Annotated in this window: 16 protein-coding genes; 11 read left to right on the top strand and 5 right to left on the bottom strand. The window is 72.1% G+C overall.

All coding sequences use genetic code 11. The annotated features are described in order from the left end of the window. The first annotated feature begins 5 nt into the window (after positions 1-5). Positions 6-1,595, top strand: coding sequence for a phosphoglycerate dehydrogenase (gene serA, locus ACWGDE_RS14570; protein ID WP_453389332.1), 1,590 nt, complete (start codon positions 6-8; stop codon positions 1,593-1,595). Positions 1,596-1,682: 87 nt separating this feature from the next. Here serA and ACWGDE_RS14565 read toward each other — a convergent pair whose 3' ends face one another. After that, entirely contained in the window at positions 1,683-3,242 is a 1,560-nt protein-coding gene (locus ACWGDE_RS14565) for an MFS transporter (RefSeq protein ID WP_453389331.1), read from the bottom strand. A 103-nt stretch (positions 3,243-3,345) separates the two neighbouring features. On the opposite strand from ACWGDE_RS14565, the gene ACWGDE_RS14560 reads away from it, so the two are divergent. Then, the gene (locus tag ACWGDE_RS14560) at positions 3,346-3,984 is read left to right on the top strand and encodes a TetR/AcrR family transcriptional regulator (protein ID WP_453389330.1); all 639 of its coding nucleotides are present in this window, start codon (positions 3,346-3,348) and stop codon (positions 3,982-3,984) included. 68 nt (positions 3,985-4,052) lie between these two features. Continuing rightward, on the top strand, positions 4,053-4,943 hold the full coding sequence (locus ACWGDE_RS14555) for a hypothetical protein (protein WP_453389329.1): 891 nt from the start codon (positions 4,053-4,055) through the stop codon (positions 4,941-4,943). Here ACWGDE_RS14555 and ACWGDE_RS14550 read toward each other — a convergent pair. After that, positions 4,919-5,491: a MarR family winged helix-turn-helix transcriptional regulator gene (locus ACWGDE_RS14550; protein WP_453389328.1), complete on the bottom strand. Its 573-nt coding sequence runs from the start codon at positions 5,489-5,491 to the stop codon at positions 4,919-4,921. The two genes, ACWGDE_RS14555 and ACWGDE_RS14550, sit on opposite strands and share 25 nt — an antisense overlap. A 92-nt stretch (positions 5,492-5,583) precedes the next feature. Between ACWGDE_RS14550 and ACWGDE_RS14545 the strand changes: the two genes are divergently transcribed. The 5 genes from ACWGDE_RS14545 (at position 5,584) to ACWGDE_RS14525 (ending at position 10,107) form a co-directional block, all read left to right on the top strand. Beyond that, positions 5,584-6,309, top strand: coding sequence for a DUF4386 domain-containing protein (locus ACWGDE_RS14545; RefSeq protein ID WP_453389327.1), 726 nt, complete (start codon positions 5,584-5,586; stop codon positions 6,307-6,309). Between the two features lies 1 nt (position 6,310). Next, positions 6,311-7,147, top strand: coding sequence for an SDR family NAD(P)-dependent oxidoreductase (locus tag ACWGDE_RS14540; protein WP_453389326.1), 837 nt, complete (start codon positions 6,311-6,313; stop codon positions 7,145-7,147). 230 nt (positions 7,148-7,377) lie between these two features. After that, positions 7,378-8,094: a hypothetical protein gene (locus tag ACWGDE_RS14535; protein WP_453389325.1), complete on the top strand. Its 717-nt coding sequence runs from the start codon at positions 7,378-7,380 to the stop codon at positions 8,092-8,094. Positions 8,095-8,123: 29 nt separating this feature from the next. Next, on the top strand, positions 8,124-9,353 hold the full coding sequence (locus tag ACWGDE_RS14530) for a hypothetical protein (protein WP_453389324.1): 1,230 nt from the start codon (positions 8,124-8,126) through the stop codon (positions 9,351-9,353). Continuing rightward, the gene (locus tag ACWGDE_RS14525; RefSeq protein ID WP_453389323.1) at positions 9,337-10,107 is read left to right on the top strand and encodes a hypothetical protein; all 771 of its coding nucleotides are present in this window, start codon (positions 9,337-9,339) and stop codon (positions 10,105-10,107) included. The genes ACWGDE_RS14530 and ACWGDE_RS14525 overlap by 17 nt, the downstream gene beginning before the upstream one ends. 23 nt (positions 10,108-10,130) lie before the next feature. On the opposite strand, the gene ACWGDE_RS14520 is transcribed toward ACWGDE_RS14525, so the two are convergent. After that, the gene (locus ACWGDE_RS14520; RefSeq protein WP_453389322.1) at positions 10,131-11,414 is read right to left on the bottom strand and encodes a PucR family transcriptional regulator; all 1,284 of its coding nucleotides are present in this window, start codon (positions 11,412-11,414) and stop codon (positions 10,131-10,133) included. Between the two features lie 198 nt (positions 11,415-11,612). Here ACWGDE_RS14520 and ACWGDE_RS14515 point away from each other — a divergent pair, with 198 nt between their 5' ends. After that, positions 11,613-12,539, top strand: a complete 927-nt coding sequence (locus ACWGDE_RS14515) for a proline dehydrogenase family protein (protein ID WP_453389321.1) — start codon at positions 11,613-11,615, stop codon at positions 12,537-12,539. A gap of 29 nt (positions 12,540-12,568) precedes the next feature. Next, positions 12,569-14,200: an L-glutamate gamma-semialdehyde dehydrogenase gene (gene pruA / locus ACWGDE_RS14510; RefSeq protein WP_453389320.1), complete on the top strand. Its 1,632-nt coding sequence runs from the start codon at positions 12,569-12,571 to the stop codon at positions 14,198-14,200. An 86-nt stretch (positions 14,201-14,286) separates the two neighbouring features. Here the strand turns inward: pruA and ACWGDE_RS14505 are convergent, their stop codons facing one another. Then, positions 14,287-15,210: a quinone oxidoreductase family protein gene (locus ACWGDE_RS14505; protein ID WP_453389319.1), complete on the bottom strand. Its 924-nt coding sequence runs from the start codon at positions 15,208-15,210 to the stop codon at positions 14,287-14,289. Positions 15,211-15,261: 51 nt separating this feature from the next. Next, positions 15,262-15,963, bottom strand: a complete 702-nt coding sequence (locus ACWGDE_RS14500) for a nitroreductase family protein (RefSeq protein ID WP_453389318.1) — start codon at positions 15,961-15,963, stop codon at positions 15,262-15,264. Between the two features lie 164 nt (positions 15,964-16,127). Here ACWGDE_RS14500 and ACWGDE_RS14495 point away from each other — a divergent pair. Next, positions 16,128-16,600, top strand: a 473-nt coding sequence (locus ACWGDE_RS14495; protein ID WP_453389317.1) for a GNAT family N-acetyltransferase, incomplete at its 3' end; no start/stop codon positions are given.

Raw genomic sequence — 16,600 nt, 5'->3', positions numbered from 1 at the left:
CCCACGTGAGCTCGAAACCTGTCGTACTCATCGCCGAAGAGCTGTCGCCCGCCACGGTGGACGCGCTCGGACCCGACTTCGAGATCCGGCACGTCAACGGTGCCGACCGCGCCGAGCTGCTGCCCGCGATCGTCGACGTCGACGCGATCCTGGTCCGCTCCGCCACCAAGGTGGACGCCGAGGCCATCGCCGCCGCCAAGAAGCTGAAGGTCGTCGCCCGCGCGGGCGTCGGTCTGGACAACGTCGACGTGTCCGCCGCCACCAAGGCCGGCGTGATGGTCGTCAACGCCCCGACCTCCAACATCGTCACGGCCGCCGAGCTGGCCTGTGGCCTCCTCGTCGCCACCGCGCGCAACATCCCGCAGGCCAACACCGCTCTGAAGAACGGTGAGTGGAAGCGGAACAAGTACACGGGCGTCGAGCTCAGCGAGAAGACCCTCGGCGTCGTCGGCCTCGGCCGCATCGGCGTCCTGGTCGCCCAGCGCATGTCGGCCTTCGGCATGAAGATCGTCGCGTACGACCCCTACGTGCAGCCCGCGCGCGCCGCCCAGATGGGCGTCAAGATGCTGACGCTGGACGAGCTCCTCGAGGTCGCCGACTTCATCACCGTGCACCTGCCCAAGACCCCCGAGACCCTCGGTCTCATCGGGGACGAGGCCCTGCACAAGGTGAAGCCGTCGGTCCGCATCGTCAACGCCGCCCGCGGCGGGATCGTGGACGAGGCCGCGCTGTACTCGGCCATCAAGGAGGGCCGCGTCGCCGGCGCCGGCCTCGACGTGTACGCGAAGGAGCCCTGCACGGACTCCCCGCTGTTCGAGCTCGACCAGGTCGTCTGCACCCCGCACCTCGGCGCGTCCACGGACGAGGCCCAGGAGAAGGCCGGTGTCTCGGTCGCCAAGTCGGTGCGCCTCGCGCTCGCCGGCGAGCTCGTGCCCGACGCGGTCAACGTCCAGGGCGGCGTCATCGCCGAGGACGTGCGTCCGGGCCTGCCGCTCGCCGAGAAGCTCGGCCGCATCTTCACCGCGCTGGCGGGCGAGGTCGCGGTCCGCCTCGACGTCGAGGTCTGCGGCGAGATCACCCAGCACGACGTCAAGGTGCTCGAACTCTCCGCGCTCAAGGGCGTCTTCGAGGACGTCGTCGACGAGACGGTCTCCTACGTCAACGCCCCGCTCTTCGCGCAGGAGCGCGGTGTCGAGGTCCGCCTGACCACCTCCTCGGAGTCCCCGGACCACCGCAACGTGGTGACCGTCCGCGGCACCCTGTCGGACGGCCAGGAGGTCTCGGTCTCCGGCACGCTCGTGGGTCCGAAGCACCTGCAGAAGATCGTCGGCGTCGGCGACTACGACGTGGACCTGGCGCTCGCCGACCACATGGTCGTCCTGCGCTACGCCGACCGCCCGGGCGTGGTCGGCACCGTCGGCCGCATCCTCGGCGAGGCCGGCCTGAACATCGCGGGCATGCAGGTCGCCCGCGCCGAGGAGGGCGGCGAGGCGCTCGTCGTCCTCACGGTCGACGCCGAGGTCCCGGTGAACGTCCTCGCGGACATCTCCACCGAGATCGGCGCCGTCTCGGCCCGCACGGTCAGCCTCGGCTGACACCGCGGTACCCGACGTACGCGAAGGGCCCGGGGGAAACCCCCGGGCCCTTTCGTGTGTCACGCCCTTCCGGCCTTCTTACGTCGCTCAGCGCGCGAGGGCTTCGCCGGCCCCGGCCCGCTCCGCCGCGGCCGGAGCCTGGGCTCCGCGACCCCGGAGCAGGGCCGTGGCGAGCAGCGCCGCCGCGAGCAGCAGGGCCGCACCGCCCCAGGCCGCGTACTGCATTCCGTGCACGAAGGCCTCCCTGGCCAGTGCCAGGACCTGGTCCCCCGCTGCGCCGCCGAGCTGCTGCGCGGTGGCCACGGCTCCGCCCAGGGTCTCCCGTGTGCCTGACGGCATTACTGCGTTTACGGCCGGGTCCGAGCCGGCCAGGTCGGAGCGGTAGACGGCGGTGCCGAGGCTGCCCAGGACGGCCATGCCGAGGGCGCCGCCGAACTCCTGGCCGGTCTCCAGCAGGGAGGCGGCCGAGCCGGCCTTCTCGGCGGGGGCGGCGCCGAGCGCCATGTCGGAGACCAGGGACATCACGGTGACGATGCCGCTGGCGAGGACTCCGGCGCCGGTCAGCAGCAGCCACAGCGAGTCGGTGCCGACCAGGCCGATCAGGGCGAACCCGGCGGCGGCGAGGGCGAAGCCGCCCGCGATGACGTGGGCCCGGTCGGTCTTCTGGGCGAGGGCCGCGCTCACCGGGGCGGCGGCGCCGATGAGGACCGAGGGGGCCAGGCTCCAGAGGGCGGCCTCCAGGGTGCCCATGCCGAGCACCGACTGCAGGTACTGGGTGGTGAAGTAGGCCGAGCCCATCATGGCGAAGGCGGCGACGGTGTTCAGGCCGATGCCGGCGCCGAAGCCGCGGCCCCGGAAGAGGGCCCGGGAGACCATGGCGTCGTCACGGGTGCGCTGGCGGCGGACGAAGGCGTACCCGAAGGCCAGGCCGACGACGAGGCAGCCGGCGTGGAGCGGGGCGAAGCCCTCGGCGGCGATCTCCTTGAGCCCGTAGACCACCGGCAGTACGGCGGCCATGGACAGCGGCACGCTCAGCAGGTCGAAGCGGCCGGGGGCCGGGTCCTTGAACTCGGGGACGAGCACGGGGACCAGGGCGAGCAGGAGCAGCATCGCGGGCACGTTGATCAGGAAGACGGAGCCCCACCAGAAGTGGTTCAGCATCACGCCGCTCATCACCGAGCCGAGGGCGATGCCGCCGGTCATGGCGCCGGACCAGATCGCGATGGCCTTGCCGCGCTGCTTGTCGTCCTGGAAGAGGTTGCGGACGAGGGCGAGCGTGGACGGCATCAGGGTCGCGCCGCCGATGCCGAGCAGGACGCGGGCGGCGATGAGCATCTCGGCGCTGGTGGCGTAGGCCGCGCCGACCGAGGCCAGTCCGAAGGCGGCCGCTCCGATCAGCAGCAGCTTGCGGCGGCCGATCCGGTCGCCCAGCGAGCCCATCGTGATCAGCAGGCCGGAGAGGGCGAAGGCGTAGCTGTCGAAGATCCAGAGCTGCTGGGTGGAGCTGGGCTCGAGCTCCCGGGTGATGGCCGGGATGGCGAAGTAGAGGACGGAGACGTCCATCGAGACCAGGAGCAGGGGGAGCACGAGAACGGTGAAGGCGATCCATTCCCGGCGACCGGCGGGACGTGCTGCGGGGTTCGTCATGAGCAGCAATGTACAAGCGTCATAAACGCTTGTCTAGTACGACCGTATGGGACGGTTGTGTGGAACGGTTGTCCTGTACGGATGTCTTGGCTACCGTGAGGGCATGGGACATCGCGAAGACTTGCTGGAAGGCGCCAAGAAGTGCCTGGTCGAGAAGGGTTTCGTGGGCACGACCGCCCGCGACATCGTCAAGGCCTCGGGTGCGAACCTGGCTTCGATCGGCTACCACTACGGCTCCAAGGACGCGCTCCTGACGCAGGCGTTCATCGCCGTCATGCAGGAGTGGGGTGACCAGTTCACGGCCGGGGTGAAGGGGGAGGGGGGCTCGCTGGAGCGCTTCCGCTCGGTGTGGGACGGGGTCCACTCGGGGTACGAGGAGTCCGGCCCGGTCTGGAGGGCCAGCATGGAGATCGCGCTGACCCGGGACGGGCTGCCGGAACTGCGGGAGATGCTCGCCGCCTCGCAGGGGGAGGGGCGCAAGGGGCTGGTGGCGATGTTCACCGGCGTGCCCGAGGAGGAACTGACCGAGGAGGACCTGCGGACCACCGGCGCGTTCTACCAGGCCCTGCTGAACGGCTTCATGCTCCAGTGGCTCTTCGATCCCGCGTCGGCGGCGATGCCGGCGGAGCTCGCCGAGGGGATGCGGCGGGCGGTGGAGGCGATGGCGAAGGTGAAGGTGGACGCGGGGGCGGCGACCGACGCCGACGCCGGGCCCGGTGCCGACGCCGCGGCCGCGGGGTAAGCGGAGCCGGAACCGCCGCCGCGGCGCCCCCGTCCCACCCCCGGATCGGCCCGACCGGAGGGGGAGTCGTGAGGCGTGCGGTGACGGTGGTGGCGGTGTTCCTCGGGGTGTTGGCGCAGACCGGATGCGGGGCGGCCGGAAGCGGCGCCGCGCCGCCGCAGGGCGGCGCAGCCCCGGACCTGGGGCCACGGATGGCGGAGGTGGCCCGGGCCTGGGAGGGCTCGGCGGCGCTGAAGGAGTGGCGCGAGGGGTTCCACCTGCTCCAGGACCCGGTGCGGCTGCCGGCGGGCGCCTTCCACGACGGGTACGACAAGAACGCTTACGAAGAGCGGAACTTCGCCCTGCGCGGCGCACTGCCCGCGCAGGGCGGCGGGCCCGCCCGGATCCGCTGGTCCGACGGCGGCACCCTCGACGTCACGGCGCTGAGCGCGAGTTCCACGTACGAGGCGCTGACCGGAAAGGCGCCCGCCCGGGCCCGCCCGCTGACCGTCACGGGCGCCCGCTTCGGCGAACTGACCCTGAACACCAGCCGCGGACCGGCCCTGGTCCCGGTGTGGTTCTTCGACCTGGAGGGGTACGGGGAGCCCCTCGCCCGTGTGGCCCTGGACCGGGCCGGGCCGGCCGAGCCGCCGGTCCGCCCCATGGAGCCCCGCGACCCGTGGGTCTCCACGCTCACCGGTCACAGCGCTCCGGACCCCGCCGGCACCTCCTTCACCGTGGACGCCGGACACGGCTCGTGCGACGGCGGGGTCGCCGTCGAAGTCCTCGAAGGCGCCGACACGGTGGTGCTCGGCGGGCGCGTCCTGCCCGGCAAGGAGCTCCCCAAGGGCGGGGGGTGCGCGGCGATCCTGATCCAGGCCAAGGTCCGGGTGACGCTGACCCGGCCGCTCGGAAACCGCGTCCTGGTCGACGCGGCCTCCGGCGAGGCGCTCGCCTACTCGGAACCCACTGGGCGCTGACCCCGCCCGCCGCCCGGGCCGCGGGGGCCGCCGGCGCCGCCGGGGCCGCCGCCCCCGCCCGGGCGCACCGACCGGTAGCCCGGGTGGACGCCCGGGGTCAGGCCCTGGGCCTCGGCCAGCCGGCCCAGCAGCGCCGCCAGTTGCTCCCGCTCGCTCCCCGACAGGGGCTCGCAGACCTGCTGTTCGTGCTCCGTCGCCACCTCGCGCAGGCCGGCCAGCAGGTCGGTCCCGGCGTCGCCGAGGAACAGCGCGTACAGCCGCCGGTCCTCCGGATTGCGGCGCCGCTCGATGAGCCCGCGCGCCTCCAGATCGTCGGCGAAGGCCACGAAGCGGCTCGGCGGCATGCCGAGCACGTCGGCCAGTTCGCGCTGGCTGCGGCCGGGGGAGCGGGCCAGCAGGCGCAGCAGCCCCGCCTGGGCGGGGGTCAGGCCGAGGGTGGAGACCCGCTCGGCGAACCGCTCGGCGGCGTGCGCCCCGAGCTGGGCCAGCAGGAAGGCCACGCCGCCCGGCGGGCGAGGGCAGCCGGCACCGTCATCAGTCGTTCCCATGGGGGAACCGTAACAGCTTGACAATCGTTTCAAGGTGTAATCATTCTGGAAAGGAACGGACTGGATCGTACGGACGAGGAGACGAGAACGTCATGACCGCCGCACCTGCCCCCGTGGAACGGACCGAACCGGGCGACCGCCCCGACCGGACCGGCCGACGACCCCAGAGCGGGCCGCCCCTGCTGGCACCCGTACTGGCCCTGACCGGAATGACCATCGCCTACGTGGTCCTGAACCGGGCCACCCCGCATCCCGACGCCACCGGCCTGGAGGTCCTGCGCTACGCCGCCGGCCACCGCACCACCGCCGAGCTCGGCGCCTTCCTGCTGCTCGGCTCGGCCGTTCCGATGGCCCTGATCGCCGCCGTCCTCTACCGGCGGCTGCGCGCCCTCGGCATCACCGCCCCCGGATCGGCGATCACCCTCGCCGGAGGGGTGCTGGCCGCCGCCGCGCTGATGCTGAGCGCCATGTCCGGGTGGGCGGGGGCCCGGCTGCAGGAGAGCGCCGGGCCCGACCTCGCGCGGGCCCTGGCCGACCTGTCCTTCTTCGCCGGCGGGCCCGCGTACTCCGCGATGTTCGCGCTGCTGCTCGCGGGGGTCGCCGTACCGGGGCTGGTGGCCGGGCTGCTGCCCAGGCCGCTGGCGTGGGCCGGGCTGGTGCTCGCCGGCGTGGGGATGCTGGCCCTGCTCGGACTGGTGGTGGACGGGTTCCAGTACCTGCTGCCCGTATTGCGCTTCGGTGGGATCGCCTGGCTCGTGTGGGCCGCGGTGAAGCTGCCGAGGACCCGGCACGACCTCGGCCGGGCGGGGGTGCGTTGAGATGACGAACTCAACGACGGACGCGACGACGGACGCGACGACGGCCCCGGCGACGGAGCAGCGGACGGCTCCGACCGCGGGCCGGTACCCCGAACTGCGCGGCCGCGTGGCCGTCGTGACGGGCGGCAGCCGGGGCATCGGAGCCGCCACCGCCCGCGCCTTCGCCGCCGAAGGGGCCCGGGTCTGCGTCGTCGGCCGGGACGAGGAGGCCCTGGCCGGCGTGGTCGGCGCGATCACTGCCGAGGGCGGTACGGCGATCTCCGTGACCGCCGACGTCACCGACTCCGCGGCGCTGGCCCGGGTCCGGGAGGAAACGGAGCGGCACCTGGGCCCGGCCGACGTACTGGCCGCCTTCGCGGGCGGCCAGGGCCGGCCCGTCCCCACCACCGAACTCACCGAGGAGCGCTGGCACGAGGTCCTCGACGCGGACCTCACCTCGGCCTTCCTGACCGTACGGACCTTCCTGCCCGGGATGCTGGAGCGCGGCCGCGGCAGCGTGATCACCATGTCCTCGGCGGCGGGCCGCCAGCCGAGCCGGGCGAACCTCGCGTACGGGGTCGCCGGCGCCGGCCTGGTGATGCTGACCCGGCACCTGGCGACGGAGGCCGGACCGCGCGGGGTCCGCGTCAACTGCCTCGCCCCGTCGGCGATCCTGACCGAGCGCAATCTCGGGGCGATCCCGCCCGAGATCCGCGAACAGCTGGCGCGGACCCACCCGCTGGGCCGCCTCGGCCTCCCCGGCGACGTGGCCGCCTGCGCGCTCTTCCTCGCCTCCGACGGCGCGTCCTGGCTCACCGGCATCACGGTGGACGTGGCGGGCGGCCGGATCACCGGGTGAGCCGGCGGCGTCCGGCCGCCCGGAGGCCCAACAGCACGACACCACCTCGGGGGTTGGGGCAACACGGCCGCAAACGACCGTCGTTGCCTTTCCGTTGGCGGTTTCGACGCGCCGCTTGCTAGATTCGGCGCGATTCGAAGCGGTGAGCATGCGAAACGCCGCCGACGGAGACGACCCGATCAGCACCAGGGCATGGGCGGGCGGCCTCCCCGACCGGAAGGTGTGCCGCCATGCGCTACGCCAAGACACACGTCCTGATACTCATCGGCCTCTGGGCGGCGATCGGCTCGGTGCTGGGAGCCCTCTTCGGCCCGTGGGGCTTCGTGCTCGCCGGAGCCGCCGCGAGTCACATCGCCTACCTCATCGCCAAGCGCCATCTGGAGAACGCACCCTCGCTGTGGGCGACCGGCATGACGTTCACCGCGATAGGTGCGATCAGACTCAACATGAGGGACTGGGAGGCCCACGGCGCTGCCGTCGGCCTCCCGGAGACGCTGTGCCTGGTGGCCGTCGCCTGCGTCGGGGCCCTGTGGGTGGTCAAGCGGATGAAGAAAGCGGCGGGCGAGTTCAAGACCAAGTGGAACGCCTCGACCGCCGAGGCGGCCGTCATGAGGGAACGAGCGGAAGCCGAGCGCGCCCAGCGGGCAGCCGGCGAGCCCGAGGGGCGCGGCGAGCTGGGGCTGCGCAGGTCGGCCCGGCTCGGCGGCCTCACCGGCGCGCTCACGGATCACGCCCGCACGGTGGCCGCCTCCGGTCGCCCGGTCGCCGAGGCGGTCGACGCGGTCGCCGACGTCCGCAAGAGGCTGGCCAAGGACCCCGGGCTGCTGCCGCACCTGCGCTACAACGTGGGCAAGGCCGATGTGGACGAGAACGTACGAGCGGTCGCGGCAGCCCTGCTCGACGAGGTCGAGGCGGCCGGGCAGCTGCCGCACTCTCCCGCGCCCTGATCGAGTCCGCGAAGGACAGGAACCGTCTGATGTACGCAACAGAGCCCGAAGAAGCCCGTGTCGAGGATGCGGACAACATCCTGGTGGCACCCTCGACCCTGCACGACCACGACGCGATCAGGGACTTCTTCGGGTCCGTCATCACGCCGGAGGACCTTGACTCCGGTGCGCCCGACCTCGCGCACAAGACCGTCTACCTCTGTGGCGACGTATCCGGGATCAGTGGCGACCGGCTGCGCGCCGCTGCCCGGGTGTTCGTCGTCCGGGAGCTGTCGCACGGCTACGACGAGGACGTCGACGCGCCGTGGGCCCTCGTCGGCCTCGGCCGGGTTCCCCTGCGCGTCCACGGTGTCGGCGTGTACTACCGCCGCTTCTTCGGGCTCGACGCCGATCACTTCGGACGGATCGGCGCGGAGCACGCGTTCCAGTCCCTGACGGAGTCGAACAAGCCCGGAACGGCCCATCGCAGCGGGATCTATCTGACGCCCGTCACCCCGAACGGTGACGAACTGCATTTCCGTCTGCTCCGGTGCTCCACGAACCTCTCGGGGCCGACCGAGAACTTCGGCCCGACCGACACGCGCATCGTCGAGGATCTCAACCGCGAGGCCGCCGCCGTTTTCCGGAACCAGGCGCCGCTCAATCACGTCCTCGCCCAGATCTACCACAACACCCTCGCCACGGCCGGGCGCAAGCAGTCCAAGGCCAAGATCTCGGCCCACGCCGACAAGACCAAGGACATGCCCGTCAATGGCGTCATGGCCTTCTGCACGTTCTACGACCGGCTCGACGAGCTGCGGCCCCTGGCCGAGGACGCCTTCGACTACGGCGTGAAGGGTGCCAGCGGGCTGACGAGACTCCACTTCCGCCTCAAGGATGCGGTCGAGGAGCGCGACGGGCTCGCGCTTCCCGCGCACTTCACCCTGACCCTCTATCCCGGCTCCGTGTTCTTCATGCCGCTGTCCACCAACCGCCTGTACACGCACGAGATCCGGCCCTCCGGGCTGGACGCCGAGCTGCTCCCGACGCGCCTGGGATACGTGGTGCGCTGTTCGAGCGCCGAAGCCGTTCACAAGAACGACCGGACGTTCCTCAAGGCGGGCGGAGAGCTGGTGGAGCTGGGTCCGCCCACACCGGACGGAACGGACGAGCTGCGCAGGCTGTACGCCGAGGAGAACAGGACCTCGTCCTTCATCGACTACGGCGACCGGTTCCTCTTCAGCATGAACACGGGAGACTACGTTGCCCCCCGGGTCTGAGTTCTCGGACGAGATCGTCTCGTGTGCCCTGCCGGCCGAGGAGAACCTCTTCGCCGAGCTGTCCGCGTCGGCTCGTTGGGAAGACGTGGGAAAGGGCCGGCGAGGCGCCGTGCTCGCCAGGACCGACGGGGCGGGCGGTGTGCCCCTCGTCCGTACCACCACTCGGTACGGCAGTCCCACGCAGCACTTCCGGGCGGTGCACGAACGGCTGGCGCGGCTGATCCAGGAACGCGCGGCGCTTGCGGCCGGCTTCAACAACGCGCTCATCGAGAGCTACACGAACGCCTACACCACCATGGGCGCCCATTGCGACCAAGCCCTCGATCTGGCCGACGGGTCGTTCATCGCCGTCTTCTCCTGCTATCGGCATCCCGAAGAGGGGCCGCCGAGGAAGCTGATCTTCGAGTCGAAGGATCCCGGTGGTGAGAAGTTCGAGATCCCTCTCGTCCACCACGGCGTCGTCGCGTTCTCCGTCGCATCGAATCGGCGGCTCCGGCACAAGATCGTGCTGGACGCGCCCGGTCGGGCGGCGGACAACGAATGGCTGGGCCTGACGTTCCGCACGTCGAAGACCTTCGTCCGGTTTCGCGACGGGCACGCGTACCTCCCGCAGGGGGCGCGCCTCACGGCGGCCGACGAGGAGCAGAGTCAGGAGTTCTACCGACTGCGGCGCCGGGAGAACAAGGAAACGGACTTCACCTACCCCCCGCTGACCTACACCGTCAGCGAGAGCGATCTGATGCCACCCGTCTGACCGTGCCGGCCGTGCCCGCCCTGTCAGCCGTGCAGGCGGGCCGCCTTGAGGGACATGTGGAGGAGCAGCCGGTCCTCGCCCTCGTCCAGGTCGAGGCCGGTCAGCTGCTCCACCCGGCCGAGGCGGTAGTACAGGGTCTGGCGGTGAATGCCCAGCGCCGCCGCCGCCCGGCCCGCCTGGCCCGCGCAGTCCAGGAACACCTCGGCGGTCCGGGCCAGTTCGGGGTGGGCGGGGCCGAGCAGGGCGCGGGTGGCCGGATCGTCGAGGGCCTCCTCGGCCACGGCCGCCAGCATCCGGTAGGGCCCGATCCCGGACCACTGAGCGACCTTCCCGAGCCGGGGCCCGGCGGCGGCGGCCCGGGCGGCGGCGGTGGCCTGCCGCCAGGCCTCGGGCAGCCCGGTGAGCGCCCGTACGGGATCGGAGACCCCGGCGGTGACCCCGCCCGGGTGTCCGCCACCGGCGGCGTACGGGCCGCCCTTCGCGGAGCCGGGGGAGACGGGCGCGGAGTCGCCGGAGCCCGTCCCGCCCGGGGCCGCCGGCGCGCGGGGGAGGAGGCGGGAGACCGCGGTCATCGCCGGAGCCAGGGCGTCCGCCCCGCGGAGCCGGACCAGGACCGCCAGCGACTGCCCGGCCTGCCCCGCCTGCCCGGCCGGGCCGCCGCCGGGACGGGGCTCCTCCTCGCGCGCCCCCCGCCAGGGGACCACGCACACCGCCGCCGCTCCCGGGACCGAAGCCGGGGCCTCGCCGGTCCACGGGCTCACACAGACGGCCGCGTGCGGCCCGTCGGCTCCCGGACCGAGCGCCACCCGCAGCGCGGCCACCGCCATGTCCTGCTGCCAGCCCCGCCCGGCGGTGAGCACCGCGCGGAACTCCCGCGACAGGTCGGCCCCCGCCCTGGCCTCTTCCGCGAGGAGGACCCCGATCCGCTGGGCCACCTCCATGGCCGCGGCCAGCGCCTGCGCGTCGGGGCCGGGGTCCTGGTCGAGCAGCCACACGTAGCCCTGGACGATCCCGCGGAAGCGCACCGGCAGGCAGATCCGGCCCCGGAAGACCCCGGCCTCGGGGGTCGCGGGGATGCGTACGGGTCCGGTGGCGCGGGCGATGCCGAAGGACTCGAACCAGGAGCGGACGGCCGCCGTCGACTGGCGGGTGAGGATCGAGCGGGTCCGTACGGGGTCCATCGCGAGGTCGTCGTCGCTGTCGTGCGCCCCGAAGGCGATGAGGCGGAAGTCCCGGTTCTCCAGCGTCGCCGGAGCGCCGAGCAGCGCCGAGATCTCGTCCACCAGGTCCTGGTAATCGCCCTTCACCCGGACATTCTCCCACCTCCGGACCGGCTCTTCAGACAGATGTATGAGATCCCGGCCACGGATGCGTGACAGCTGTCGATGGCAGAGGATCGTGGAGATCCCTAGGTTTCACGGTGGTTTTACTTGCGTTTTCCTTATGGCCTCCGTCGTCCCGGCGCGGGTCGTATGTCTGCTTCTGCCACCCGTTGGAGGTGCCCCGTGCTGGGTCCCGCGATCCTCGCCGCTTCGCGCAGCGACAAGATGCGCCGAATCGTCTCTGCCGCCCCGGTGACCAAGCCCGTGGTGAACCGGTTCATCCCCGGTGAGACGGTCGACCAGGTCATCCCGATCGTCGAGGACCTCACGGGCAAGGGCCTGGAGGTGACCCTCGACGTCGTCGGCGAGGACATCACCACCGTGGAGCAGTCGCACGCCGCGCGCGACGCGTACCTGCAGCTCATCGAGCAGCTGGCGCACCTGGGCCTCGGCGAGACCGTCGAGATGTCCGTGAAGCTGTCGATGTTCGGGCAGGCGCTGGAAGGCGGCCACGAGCTCGCCCTCGCCAACGTCCGCCCGGTCGTCGAGGCCGCCGCCGCCATCGGCACCACCGTCACCCTGGACGCCGAGGACCACACCACCCTCGACTCGATGTTCGCCATCCACGAGGAGCTGCGCCGCGACTTCCCGCAGACCGGCTGCGTGATCCAGGCGTACCTCTTCCGCACCGAGGCCGACGCCCGCCGGCTGGCCGACGCCGGCAGCCGCGTACGGATCGTGAAGGGCGCCTACAAGGAGCCCGCCGAGGTCGCGTACCAGGACAAGGCCGAGATCGACCTGAGCTACGTCCGCATCATGAAGATCCTGATGGAGGGCGAGGGCTACCCGATGATCGGGTCGCACGACCCGCGGCTGATCGCCATCGCCCAGGAACTCGCCCGCAAGGCCGGCCGCAAGCTCGACGAGTACGAGTTCCAGATGCTCTACGGCATCCGCGGCGAGGAGCACCTGCGGCTGGCCGCCGAGGGCCACCGGATGCGCGTCTACACGGCGTACGGGACCGACTGGTACGGCTACTTCATGCGGCGCCTCGCGGAGAAGCCCGCCAACCTCCTCTTCTTCCTCCGCTCGATGATCACCAAGAACTAGTCCCCCTAGCTCAAGGAGCACCCCGCATCATGGACGCTGTAACCCAGGTCCCCGTGCCGGTCAACGAGCCGGTCCACTCGTACGCCCCCGGCACCCCGGAGCGCGCACGCCTCGAGACGCAGCTCAAGCAGCTGTCCGAGAACCCGATCGACCTCCCGATGACCATCAACGGGGTCAAGCGGATGGGCGGCGGCGAGCGCTTCGACGTCGTGCAGCCGCACGACCACAAGTCGGTCATCGGCACCTACGCGAACGCCACGCAGGCCGACGCGCAGGAGGCCGTCGACGCCGCCCTGGCCGCCGCCCCGGCCTGGCGCTCGATGTCCTTCGACGACCGCGCCGCGATCATCCTGCGCGCCGCCGAGCTGCTGTCGGGCCCGTGGCGCGAGAAGCTGGCCGCGTCCACGATGCTGGGCCAGTCGAAGACCGCGCAGCAGGCCGAGATCGACACCCCGTGCGAGCTCGTCGACTTCTGGCGCTTCAACGTCCACTTCGCCCGCCAGATCCTGGCCGAGCAGCCGGTCGCCAACTCCGCCGGCGTGTGGAACCGCAGCGACCACCGCCCGCTCGAGGGCTTCGTCTACGCGATCACGCCGTTCAACTTCACGGCCATCGCCGGCAACCTGCCGACCGCCCCCGCCCTGATGGGCAACGTGGTCGTGTGGAAGCCGTCCCCGACGCAGACCCACTCCGCGGTCCTCCTCATGGAGCTCCTGGAGGAGGCCGGCCTGCCCAAGGGCGTCATCAACCTGGTGACGGGCGACGGAATCGCCGTCTCCGAGGTGGCCCTGAACCACCCCGAGCTGGCCGGCATCCACTTCACCGGCTCGACCAAGACCTTCCAGTACCTGTGGAAGACGGTTGGCAACAACATCGAGACGTACAAGTCCTACCCGCGCCTGGTCGGCGAGACCGGCGGCAAGGACTTCGTCGTCGCGCACCCGTCCGCGGACCGCGCGATCCTGAAGACCGCGCTGACCCGCGGCTCCTTCGAGTACCAGGGCCAGAAGTGCTCGGCCTCCTCGCGCGCCTACGTTCCGGCCTCGATCTGGAACGACGGCTTCAAGGAGGCCTTCGCGGCCGAGGTCGACGGCATCTCCATGGGTGACGTCCGCGACCTGACCAACTTCATCGGTGCCGTCATCGACGAGCGCTCGTTCGCCAAGAACAAGGCCGCGATCGACCGTGCGAAGGCCGACCCGACCTGCGAGATCGTCGCGGGCGGCACGTACGACGACTCGGAGGGCTACTTCGTCCGCCCGACCGTCATCGCGTGCACCGACCCGGAGAACGAGGTCTTCACGACCGAGTACTTCGGCCCGATCCTGGCGATCCACGTCTACGAGGACGCCGACTTCGACGCGATGCTCGCGCAGATGGAGTCCGTCTCGGCGTACGCCCTGACCGGCTCGATCATCGCCGGCGACCGCTACGCGGCCGCGGACGCGATGGAGAAGCTCCGCTTCGCGGCGGGCAACTTCTACATCAACGACAAGTCGACCGGCGCCGTCGTCGGCCAGCAGCCCTTCGGCGGCGGCCGCGCGTCCGGCACCAACGACAAGGCCGGCGCCGCGTCGAACCTGATGCGCTGGACCTCGACCCGCTCCATCAAGGAGACCCTGGTCGCCCCGACCGAGTACGGCTACCCCCACATGGGCTGACCTTCCCGGTCCCTCAGAACCCCGCCCCCGCTCCGGTACCCCCAATTCCGGAGCGGGGGCGGTTTCCATTTCCGGGCGGGTGCGGGCTAAGGGACGAGCACGACCTTGCCCAGGTTGCGGCGCTGCTCGATGACGGCGTGCGCCCGGGCCGCCTCGGCCAGGGGGATCTCCTCGTGCACGGCGGTGCGCAGGGTGCCCGCGTCGCGCAGTTCCCACAGTTCGCGCCGCCAGCGCTCGTACAGCTCGGGCCGGCCGGTGGCGATGGCCCGCATCTGGAAGCCGATCACCGAGGCGCCGCGGACCAGGAGCTCGTACGCGTCGACCGTGCCGCCGCCGGAGCCGAAGGCCACCAGCCGGCCGCCGGTCGCCAGCGCCCGTACGGCGGGGCCGAGGAGGTCGCCGCCGACTCCGTCGAGGATCACGTCGTACGGGGCTCCCCAGTCGGCGTCCTCGTACAGGACGACCTCGTCCGCGCCCAGGCCCCGTACGAACTCCGCCTTGTCGGCGCTGCTGACGGCGGCGACGACGCGGTCCGCCCCGCCGGCCCTGGCCAACTGCAGGGCGAGCGTCCCCACGGCGCTGGCGGCGGCCGTGACCAGGACCGACTCCCCGGGCTCGGCGCGCGCGGCCTCGTGGGCGCCGCGCGCGACCAGCCCGCTGCGGACCAGGGCGACCGCCTCGACGGCGCTCGCGCCGTCCGGGATGCGGGAGGTCATCGCGGTGTTCAGGACCGCGAACTCGGCGTACGCGTCGGCGAAGCACAGTCCGGTGACGCGGTCGCCGACGGAGAACGCGGTGACCCCCTCGCCGGTGGCGGTGATCCGCCCGGCGACCTCGCCGCCGAAGGGCATCGGCCCGGTGCCCTCGCGGACCTTGCGGACGGTGGGCAGGGTCACCCCGACGGCCTCGGTCCGCACGAGCACCTCGCCCGGCCCCGGAGCGGGCACGGCGGCGTCCTCGGCGAACAGGACTTCGGGACCGCCGTTGACCTCGTAGCGGATGCGGAGCAAGGGGGGACCTCCCGTAGTGGATCTTGTACGAGGTCCCACCGTAGCCCCGCGCTACACCTCCACCATGACCTGGTCCAGGGACTTGCGGACCAGGTCCGGGACCTCGCAGTCGGCCGCGGGGTAGCCGACCGGGATGACCGCGAAGGCCTTCTCGTTCTCGGGGCGGTTCAGGACGTGCGAGAGGAAGCGCATCGGGCTCGGCGTGTGGATCAGCGCGGCCAGGCCGGACAGGTGGAGGGCGGACAGGAGCATGCCGACCGCGATGCCGACCGACTCGTCGACGTAGTAGTGCTTGTGCTTCGTGCCGTCGTCGCCGAGCCAGTAGCGCTGCTGGAAGACCACGATCAGGGCCGGGGCGTCGGTGAGGTGGGTCTTCACCGCGTCCGTGCCGAGGGGCCGCAGCGCCGCGAGCCACTCGTCGCCGAGGCGGCCGTCGTACGAGAGCTCCTCCTCCTGCTCGGCGGCCGCGCGGATCCGCTCCCGCACGGCGGGGTCCTTGACCAGGACGAAGGTCCACGGCTGCTGGTGCGCCCCGGAGGGCGCGGTCGCGGCGCACGCGATGGCGTCCAGGACGACCTGCTCGGGGACCGGGTCGGTGGAGAAGTGGCGTACGGTCCTGCGCTCGTCCATCCGCGTACGCAATTCGGCGGCGCGCGCGAGGGATTCCGCGCTCGGCATCCGCTCGGGCCGGTAGGCGGTGGGACGGTAGGGCTGGCCGTGGATCGGCGTCCACTGCTGGGTATCGGGCGACATGCGCCGAGTCTGCCGAGCCAATGGTCCAGACCGCCAGCCCCACGTCGGCCGAAAACGGCCGATGGACGCCGCCGGCCGTCCGCATTGCGGGAACCACCGCCGGCAAACCCCACTTGGTACGGTCCCGCCATGGGCGACTGGGACGCACGGGCCGAGGACGCGGCATGAACGTCAGGCGGGCCGTGTTCGTGCGGCATACCTCGCAGGTGCACGACTGGGAGTTGCGGCGGGTGCGGGAGTTGCTCGACGGGGCCTTCGGAGGGGACTTCGGGGACGAGGACTTCGAGCACGCGCTCGGCGGGATGCACGTGACGGCGTACGAGGGCGAGGAGCTCGTCGCGCACGGGAGCGTCGTGCAGCGGCGGGTCGTGCACGCGGGGCGGGCCCTGCGCACCGGGTACGTCGAGGCGGTGGCCGTGCGGGCCGACCGGCGGCGGTGCGGGCTCGGCGGGGTGGTCATGGAGTCGCTGGAGGGGATCATCGCGCGGGCGTACCTGCTCGGGGCGCTCAGCGCGTCCGAGGACGGCGCCGCGCTGTACGCCGCGCGGGGGTGGCGCGCGTGGGGCGGGGAGATCGGGGTGCTCGGGCCCGCCGGGCCCGAGCGGCTCCCCCACGAGGAGGGGTCGACGTACGTGCT

The sequence above is a fragment of the Streptomyces sp. NPDC054956 genome, from assembly GCF_053609185.1.
Note: the sequence above shows the minus strand (reverse complement) of the source record. Positions and strands in the feature narration are given on the sequence as shown.

Excerpts from the sequence above, each read along its gene's own strand:
- ACWGDE_RS14535 (WP_453389325.1), top strand. The coding sequence starts at position 7,378 with ATGCGCTACGCCAAGACACACGTCCTGATACTCATCGGCCTCTGGGCG.
- pruA (WP_453389320.1), top strand. The coding sequence starts at position 12,569 with ATGGACGCTGTAACCCAGGTCCCCGTGCCGGTCAACGAGCCGGTCCAC.
- ACWGDE_RS14545 (WP_453389327.1), top strand. The coding sequence starts at position 5,584 with ATGACCGCCGCACCTGCCCCCGTGGAACGGACCGAACCGGGCGACCGC.
- ACWGDE_RS14540 (WP_453389326.1), top strand. The coding sequence starts at position 6,311 with ATGACGAACTCAACGACGGACGCGACGACGGACGCGACGACGGCCCCG.
- ACWGDE_RS14550 (WP_453389328.1), bottom strand. The coding sequence starts at position 5,491 with ATGGGAACGACTGATGACGGTGCCGGCTGCCCTCGCCCGCCGGGCGGC.
- ACWGDE_RS14530 (WP_453389324.1), top strand. The coding sequence starts at position 8,124 with ATGTACGCAACAGAGCCCGAAGAAGCCCGTGTCGAGGATGCGGACAAC.
- ACWGDE_RS14500 (WP_453389318.1), bottom strand. The coding sequence starts at position 15,963 with ATGTCGCCCGATACCCAGCAGTGGACGCCGATCCACGGCCAGCCCTAC.
- ACWGDE_RS14565 (WP_453389331.1), bottom strand. The coding sequence starts at position 3,242 with ATGACGAACCCCGCAGCACGTCCCGCCGGTCGCCGGGAATGGATCGCC.
- ACWGDE_RS14560 (WP_453389330.1), top strand. The coding sequence starts at position 3,346 with ATGGGACATCGCGAAGACTTGCTGGAAGGCGCCAAGAAGTGCCTGGTC.